9 protein-coding genes are annotated in these 7,462 nt (G+C 67.3%); 4 read left to right on the top strand and 5 right to left on the bottom strand.

All coding sequences use genetic code 11. The features are described from left to right. Positions 1 to 120: 120 nt before the first annotated feature. The 3 genes from ACFW3F_RS19400 to ACFW3F_RS19390 form a co-directional block, all read right to left on the bottom strand. Positions 121 to 828 (bottom strand): methionine ABC transporter permease, encoded by a 708-nt coding sequence (locus ACFW3F_RS19400; RefSeq protein WP_086536661.1) that lies wholly within the window; start codon positions 826 to 828, stop codon positions 121 to 123. Then, complete coding sequence (locus ACFW3F_RS19395; protein WP_388060247.1) at positions 825 to 1,880, bottom strand: methionine ABC transporter ATP-binding protein; 1,056 nt, start codon at positions 1,878 to 1,880, stop codon at positions 825 to 827. The genes ACFW3F_RS19400 and ACFW3F_RS19395 overlap by 4 nt, the downstream gene beginning before the upstream one ends. 116 nt (positions 1,881 to 1,996) lie before the next feature. Beyond that, complete coding sequence (locus ACFW3F_RS19390; RefSeq protein ID WP_388060251.1) at positions 1,997 to 3,400, bottom strand: LLM class flavin-dependent oxidoreductase; 1,404 nt, start codon at positions 3,398 to 3,400, stop codon at positions 1,997 to 1,999. Between the two features lie 117 nt (positions 3,401 to 3,517). On the opposite strand from ACFW3F_RS19390, the gene ACFW3F_RS19385 reads away from it, so the two are divergent. Next, on the top strand, positions 3,518 to 4,021 hold the full coding sequence (locus ACFW3F_RS19385) for a DinB family protein (protein ID WP_388060245.1): 504 nt from the start codon (positions 3,518 to 3,520) through the stop codon (positions 4,019 to 4,021). Between the two features lie 88 nt (positions 4,022 to 4,109). Here ACFW3F_RS19385 and ACFW3F_RS19380 read toward each other — a convergent pair whose 3' ends face one another. Then, on the bottom strand, positions 4,110 to 4,523 hold the full coding sequence (locus ACFW3F_RS19380; RefSeq protein ID WP_388060243.1) for a DUF6764 family protein: 414 nt from the start codon (positions 4,521 to 4,523) through the stop codon (positions 4,110 to 4,112). A 128-nt stretch (positions 4,524 to 4,651) separates the two neighbouring features. On the opposite strand from ACFW3F_RS19380, the gene ACFW3F_RS19375 reads away from it, so the two are divergent. The 3 genes from ACFW3F_RS19375 to ACFW3F_RS19365 all read left to right on the top strand — a co-directional run bounded on the left by ACFW3F_RS19375 (position 4,652) and on the right by ACFW3F_RS19365 (position 6,919). Continuing rightward, entirely contained in the window at positions 4,652 to 5,581 is a 930-nt protein-coding gene (locus ACFW3F_RS19375) for an LLM class F420-dependent oxidoreductase (RefSeq protein WP_388060241.1), read from the top strand. An 89-nt stretch (positions 5,582 to 5,670) separates the two neighbouring features. Next, a complete protein-coding gene (locus ACFW3F_RS19370; protein ID WP_388060239.1) occupies positions 5,671 to 6,060 on the top strand; it encodes a hypothetical protein in 390 nt (129 codons plus the stop codon). A gap of 22 nt (positions 6,061 to 6,082) precedes the next feature. Continuing rightward, positions 6,083 to 6,919 (top strand): alpha/beta hydrolase, encoded by an 837-nt coding sequence (locus tag ACFW3F_RS19365; protein ID WP_388060237.1) that lies wholly within the window; start codon positions 6,083 to 6,085, stop codon positions 6,917 to 6,919. Positions 6,920 to 6,935: 16 nt separating this feature from the next. Here ACFW3F_RS19365 and ACFW3F_RS19360 read toward each other — a convergent pair whose 3' ends face one another. Continuing rightward, the gene (locus tag ACFW3F_RS19360) at positions 6,936 to 7,382 is read right to left on the bottom strand and encodes a hypothetical protein (protein ID WP_388060235.1); all 447 of its coding nucleotides are present in this window, start codon (positions 7,380 to 7,382) and stop codon (positions 6,936 to 6,938) included. Positions 7,383 to 7,462 lie beyond the last annotated feature (80 nt).

The following is a 7,462-nucleotide window of genomic DNA, read 5'->3' as shown; positions in this document are numbered from 1 at the left end:
GGCTCGCAACGTGTCTCACCCGGCCCTTCGAGGCTCGTCGCTTGCGCTCCTCGCACCTCAGGGAGCAGGGGTTGTGCAGTTCTTTCGGATCAGGGACCGCAGGGGTCGTCGGTTGGGGGCTCAGTGGTTGACCCGACGGGAGGTGACCGGGTTGAGGCTGCGGGCGAGCGCGTCGCCCGCGACCTGGATGATCGCCACCGTCACGATGAGCACGATGATGGTGGCGACCATGACTCCCTGGTCGAATCGCTGGTATCCGTAGGTCACCGCGACGTAGCCGAGTCCGCCGGCGCCGATGGTGCCCGCGATGGTCGAGTACTCGATCATCGCGATCGTGTTGATCGTCAGACCGCCCACGATGCTCGGCAGTGCCTCGGGAACCTGTGCCTTCCAGATGATCTGCGCGTTGGAACCACCGGAGGCGCGCGCCACGTCGATGGTCGACGCCGGGACCGACCGAAGCGAGTTCTCGACAATGCGTGTGAAGAAGGCGATTCCGGCGATCGACATCGGGACCACCGCCGCGGCGATGCCGATGTTGGTGCCGGTGATCAGACGGGTGAACGGGATGATCGCCGTCATCAGCACCAGGAACGGCAGCGAACGACCGATGCTGATCACCCACGACAGGGGAGTGTGCAGCGACCGTCTCGCGAACAGACCGCCGGGAGCCAGATTGTGGATGAGCGCACCCAGCGGGACGCCCACCACGAGAACGACGACCATCACGATGCTCACCATCAGGACCGTGTCGATCGCCGCCGGGATGAGCAGGTCGGGAATCTCATCGAGCGGCACCGTGATGTTGGCCGAGTACGTAGTGCTCACGCCGCCACCCCCGCGTCCTTGGTGGCGGCCCCGGTCTTCGCCGCAGCGAGGCGATCGTCCGGCGGGGTGTCGGCGAGAAGTCTTGCCGCCAAGCCGAGTTCGCCCGCGGCGCCGATGAACGCCGACGCGTGCCCGGTCGGCACCGACACGGTGAGGTCGCCGAGGACGGTTCCGTCGATCGTCTGGACAGTGGCGCCGAGCACCGAGATCGACAGGTCGAGTCGCTTGCCGAGCAACGTCAGCCAATCTGCGGGGACCGTGGACGAGTTGTAGACCACCGACACCGGTGTCTCCGCGGGCGCCGGTTCGGCGCTCGGACCACGGGGTCGGAGTGCCCGCCCCAGAACGGAATCCGGGTCCAGGACGAGTTGTTCCAGACGGCCGTGCTCGACGATGCGGCCATGGTCGAGACGGCCGACCGTGTCCGCGACCCGCACGATCGTGTCCATCTCGTGGGTGATGAACACCACCGCGAGGTCGAGTTCGTCCCGCACGTCGGTGAGGAGTCGCAGGAAGGTGTCCGTGGCCGCGGGGTCCAGACCCGAGGTCGCCTCGTCGGACAGGAGGACCGAGGGTTTGAGCGCCAGGGCCCGCGCGATGCCGACCCGTTGTCGCTGCCCCCCGGACAGCTGATGCGGATACAAGTCGGCCTTGTCGGCGAGGCCGACCAGGTCGAGCAACTCGCCCACTCTCGCCGTGGTCGATCGCTTTGTCGCGCCCAGATATTCGAGCGGCAGCGCGACATTCTGCGCTGCGGTCCGGCGGGACAACAGACTCGCCGACTGGAACACCGTCCCGATTCGACGACGGGCATCGCGCAGTCCCGAGGTGCCCAGGGCGGTGAGGTCCTCGCCGTTGACGACGACCTTTCCCGACGTCGGGCGCTCCAGCAGGTTCAGGCACCGGGCCAACGTGCTCTTGCCCGCCCCCGACGGCCCGACGACGGCGAAGATCTCCCCGGCATCGACGGTGAAGTCGACTTCGTCGAGCACCGTCGTCGGGTTGGGTGAACCGACCCCGAACACCTTGGTCAGTCCGACTACCTCGATCACGTGAAATCCCCCCTCACATCCATCCCCCTGTCCACCTATTCGGCACTATTCGGCCCGCTCGCTACGCTCCCGGCGCCGGTTCACTTCGGCCCGCTCGCTACGCTCCCGGCGCCGGCTCACTTCGGCCCGCTCGCTACGCTCCCGGCGCCGGCATACCGAATGGAATCATCGATGGTCGAGTTGACCCCGCCGACCCGGTACGTGGACCCGCGATGGTTCTCCGGCAGCTGATCTCCGCGCCCGAAGAGCTTGTGGCGCAGGGTGCCCGGGGCGTAGGCGCGGTCGTAGAGTCCGCGTCGTTCGAGAGCCGGCACCACGTGGGTGATGATGTCCTGGAACGATCCGGGCGTCACCGCGTAGGCGACGTTGAAGCCGTCGACGTCGGTCTCGCTCACCCAGTCCTGCAAGGCGTCGGCCACCTCGTCCCCGGAGCCGATCAGGACGGGACCCATCCCGCCGATCCCGCCCCACTCCGCGATGTCGCGTACGCGCCATTCCTCGCCGGTGTCACTGGCCTGCTGGAATGCCGCCACCGCCGACTGGATCGCGTTGCTGTGCACGTTGCCGATCGGTTCGTCGATCTCGTAACTCGCGAGGTCGATACCCATCCAGCCCGACATGAAGACCAGCGCGCCCTCGTCGCTGGCATACGACCGGTACTCCTGCGCCTTGGCCCGCGCCGCCTCCGGAGTGGAATCGGTGATGATCGTCAGCAGCGTGTAGATCTTCGCGTCGTACGGGTCGCGCCCGGCGAGGATCAGCTCGTCGCGCACCTTGCTCACGACATCGCGCAGGATGGCCTTGGTCGGCGCCGCGACGAAGATGGCCTCCGCGTTCTCCGCGGCGAAACGCCGCCCGCGCGGTGAGGCGCCGGCCTGGTAGATGACCGGTGACCCCTGAGGCGACGGCTCGGCGAGATGGATACCCGGCACGGTGAAATGCGTGCCGCGATGCCCGATGTGATGGACCCGGTGCGGGTCGGCGAAGATGCCGGCCTCGCGATCCCGACGGACCGCATCGCGCTCCCACGAACCCTCCCAGAGCTTGTACAGCACGGTCAGGTACTCGTCGGCCTGGTTGTACCGCTCGTCGTGTTCGAGCTGGTCATCGGCACCCATGTTGCGGGCCGCGGCGGGCAGGTATCCCGTCACGACGTTCCACCCGATGCGACCGCGGGTGAGGTGATCCAGCGTCGAGAGGCGTCGCGCGAATGGATACGGATGCTCGAAGCCGGTACCGGTGGTGACCCCGAAACCGAGGTGTTCGGTGGCGTGCGCCATCGCCGAGACGAGCAGCAGGGGGTCGTTCACCGGGATCTGCGCACCCTGGCGGATCGCGGCTTCGTCGTTGCCGGCGAAGACGTCGTAGGTGCCGAGGACATCGGCGATGAACAGCCCGTCGAATCCGCCGGTCTCCAACAGTCGGGCGAGATCCACCCAGTAGTCGATGGCGTTGTAGTCCCATGACCGGTCGTCGGGGTGACGCCACAGACCAGGCGACTGGTGCGCAACGCAATTCATGTCGAAGGCGTTGAAGCGGATCTTGCGTGGGGTGTTCGGTTCTGACACCGGAGGAATGATGCTGCGGGAACGGTGGAGTCGCCATCGTTGCGCCCACGGCGAACCTAAACTTGCTCCATGCGATCTTCAGAGGTGTTGCTCGACGGTCTGGGACGAGTGGCCGAGAACGTTCACGCTGTACTCGACGGGGCCACGCCGGAGCTGCTGAACACCCCGCCGGCGCCCGGTGCCAACACCATCGCGTGGCTCGTCTGGCATCTGACCCGCGTGCAGGATTCCCATGTCGCCGACGTCGCCGGGACCGACGAGGTCTGGGTCACCGCGGGATGGGCCGACCGTTTCGGGCTGCCGTTCCCGCCGGAGGAGATCGGGTACGGGCACTCGGCGGATGAGGCGGCGCAGGTTGTCGTCGACGACGCCGGACTTCTCCGCGATTATTATGCCGCGACACACGCGGTCAGTGTCGACTACATTGGCGCGCTGACGGATTCAGATCTCGACCGCATCGTCGACCACAACTGGGACCCGCCGGTCACGCTGGGCGTGCGGTTGATCAGCGTGATCGACGATGACACCCAGCACATCGGTCAGGCGGCGTACGTGCGGGGTTTGCTGTCCTGAGCTTCGGGTCCCCCCACCAGGATTTCGTAGCGAAAGATGATAAATAACACGGACTTTCGCTACCGAATCCCGGTGGGGTGCGAGCCGGTCAGGACAGGCAGCCCTTGAGGGTCTGGAAGTCGCCTGCGAAGGCCGGCCCCTTGCAGGTCGGCCCGTTCTTGCCGTCGACGACGACCTCACCGCCGGGGCCGGCGATGCCGATGGCCAGGCCGGGGCGGACGCCGTTCATGGTGACCGTCGCGCCGGGGCCGAGGGCGATCGCGGCGGGTCCGGCGAAGTTGTCGGCGGTGGAGGTGGCGACGCCTCCGTTGTCGGTGATGGCGAGCGAGAGGCCGGTGGGGCCGGATTCCGCGCTGCAGGAAGCGGCCGAGGCGGACTGACCGGGCAACGCCGGGCAGATGGTGGGTGCAGCACTCGCGGACGGGGCGGCGGCCAGGGACACTGCGGCCGCACCGGCGGACGCGACGACGAAACCGAGGGCTGTGCGTGTGACTGTCTTCATGATCGGACTCCTTGTCGAGGAACGATGTGTCATGCGTTGAGCGATTCGGAGTGACCGTAGGGCTGGATGGGAGCGATAGGGGCCCCGCCTCGCAAGGCACGGGTGCCCATTCGGCGTAGGTTGAAAACGTGCAGCTGCGAATTTTCACCGAGCCCCAGCAGGGTGCCACCTACGATGACCTGCTCACCGTTGCCAAGGCGACCGAAGAACTGGGTTACGACGCCTTCTTCCGTTCCGACCACTTCACGGGGATGGGGGGTGACGGCCTTCCCGGACCCACCGACGCGTGGATCACGTTGGCGGGCTTGGCGCGTGAGACCTCGCGTATCCGGCTGGGAACCCTGGTCTCCTCGGCCACGTTCCGCCTGCCCGGGCCGTTCTCGATCGCGGTCGCCCAGGTCGACCAGATGAGCGGTGGCCGTGTCGAATTGGGGATCGGAACGGGTTGGCACGAACGTGAACACGAGGCGTACGGGATACCGTTCCCGCCGTTGAAGGAGCGATTCGACCGGCTCGAGGAGAACCTCGAGATCATCACCGGTCTGTGGCAGACCCCGGTGGGCGACGAGTTCGACTACGAGGGCACCCACTTTCGTCTCTCGCGGTCGCCTGCCCTGCCCAAGCCTGTACAGAGCCCGCGTCCGCCGATCATCATCGGAGGCAGTGGCAAGAAGCGGACGCCCGCGCTGGCAGCACGTTTCGCCGACGAGTTCAATGTCGTGTTCCAGCCGCTCGACGTCGCCGGGGACCTGATCGGTCGAGTGCGGACGGCCTGTCTCGACACCGGTCGTGACCCCGAGTCGCTGACTTACTCCGCGGCGCTCGTATTGTGTTGTGGCCGCGACGAAGCCGAGTTCCGCCGACGCGCCGAGGCGATCGGCCGGCAACCGGAGGAGCTGCGCGAGAACGGCGCTGCCGGGACCCCGGACGAGGTGGCCGCGAAGATCGCGACCTATCGAGAGCTCGGTGTCACGCGGATGTACCTGCAGACCCTGGACCTGACGGATCTCGATCATCTCGAACTCGTCGCCTCGAAGGTGGCCCCGCAGCTGACCTGAGTTCTGCCCCCCCCCGGTGTCGGAGCGGCGGCCCAGATGTTCGCCCGACCCGGCACCGGGAGTGGCCCCGATGGGTCATAATCCACCTCATGGCCGACAGGGGCGAGCACGCATCATCCAGACCGCCGGAACGTCAGCGCATCAAGAAGCTGGCGCAGGCCGCGCTCAACGCCGACGTGACCGTCGAGCAACTCGAGGGCATCCTCGCCGACATGGGCGAGACCCTCGACGGTCTCGGACCGACGATGGACGGCCTGAACTCGACGATCGCGAAGCTCGACTCCACACTCGTGCGCCTCTCGGGGACCCTGGACCAGGTCGACGCCACCGTCGACCGCATGTCCGACGTCGTCGGGCGGCTCGAGCGGGTCGTCGGACGGGTCGAGGCACTCGTCGGTATCGGCGAAGCCGCACTCCGCCCCCTCGGCGCCCTGGAGTCCGCGGGCAAGTCGGTGGTCGCGCGACTCGGCTGGCGCTGAAACACCGAAACGAGATCAGGGAATGACACCGGAAGAACACAGTTTTCGCGGCCGGCACGGGCACACCATCGTCTACGACATCTACCGTCCCCGGGAGAGTCCTCGCGGCGTCGTGGTCGTGGTGCACGGCCTCGCCGAGCACGGGCGGCGGTATCTGCACGTGGCCGAGCGGCTCGTCGCCGAGGGCTACCTGGTCGCGATCCCGGACCATGTCGGCCACGGACGGTCGGGTGGTAAGCGGCTACGGCTGCGACGCTTCGGCGACTTCACCGATGACCTCGACACCGTCCGCGGCCACGTCGCCGACGGGAGCGTCCCGACGTTCCTGATCGGGCACAGCATGGGCGGCTGCATCGCCCTCGACTACGCGCTCGATCACCAGGACAAGCTCGACGGCCTGATCCTGTCGGGAGCGGCCGTGCTGCCCGGTGACGACCTGCCGGATCTGGCTGTGCGATTCGCGCCGCTCATCGGCCGGATCGCACCAGGGTTGCCCACGACCGAGCTGAGTTCGTCGAGCATCTCCCGGGACCCGGCCGTCGTCGCGGCCTACGACGCCGATCCGCTCGTGACGCGCGGCAAGATCCCGGCCGGACTCGGCGGCGCCATGATCGGCACCATGCGGTCGTTTCCCGAGCGCCTGCCGTCGTTGCAGTTGCCCCTGCTGGTGATGCACGGCAGCGAAGACGCGCTCACCGACCCGCGCGGCAGCGAACTCGTGGAGAAACTGGCCGGATCGTCGGACAAGACGCTCGTCATCTACGACGACCTGTTCCACGAGATCTTCAACGAGCCGGAGCAAGCGGTGGTGCTCGACGCGGTCACGACGTGGCTGCGGGGTCACATCCCGGCTGGATGAGCCAGCGGGCGACTGCTCACATCACCCGCAGCAGAACTCCGGCCACCAGGACCAGCACGCCGCCGATCTCGCCCACGATGAGGGCGAGCATGAACAGGTAGGTGCCGGGAGTCGGGTCGACGAACTGATTCGTGGTGTCCCGCAGTGCCCCGTGCACGCAGTACGCGGCGATCGCGGCGACGAAGAAGACTATCGGGACCGCAGCGGCGATCACGTTGACTGTGGTCGGAAAGGCGCTGAGTTCGACGAGCGCCGCGAGCACGAGGGTGGCGAAGGAGTACATCAGCGCCGCCCGGTGCGCGATGTCGACGTAGACGTGAGCCGTCCGGTCCGGGGAGGTGCGGATGCCGTGGTACTTCCACACACCCAGCGCGAGTGCCCAGACGAGGATCACCCCGGAGGCCACGACCACGACGGTCGTGTCGACGCCGACGAGATCGGCGAGATCGTGGTCGTCGGTCATGGCTGAACGCTAGCAGCAGGCGCGGCCGGCGGAATCGATCGCTCACGTGTTCCGTTCCCGCGCACACAATTTTGGTGAGC

The sequence above is a fragment of the Gordonia sp. NPDC058843 genome, from assembly GCF_042743165.1.
GTDB lineage: Bacteria > Actinomycetota > Actinomycetes > Mycobacteriales > Mycobacteriaceae > Gordonia.
The sequence above is the reverse complement of the archived record's forward strand: the minus strand, read 5'-3'. Positions and strand labels throughout refer to the sequence as shown.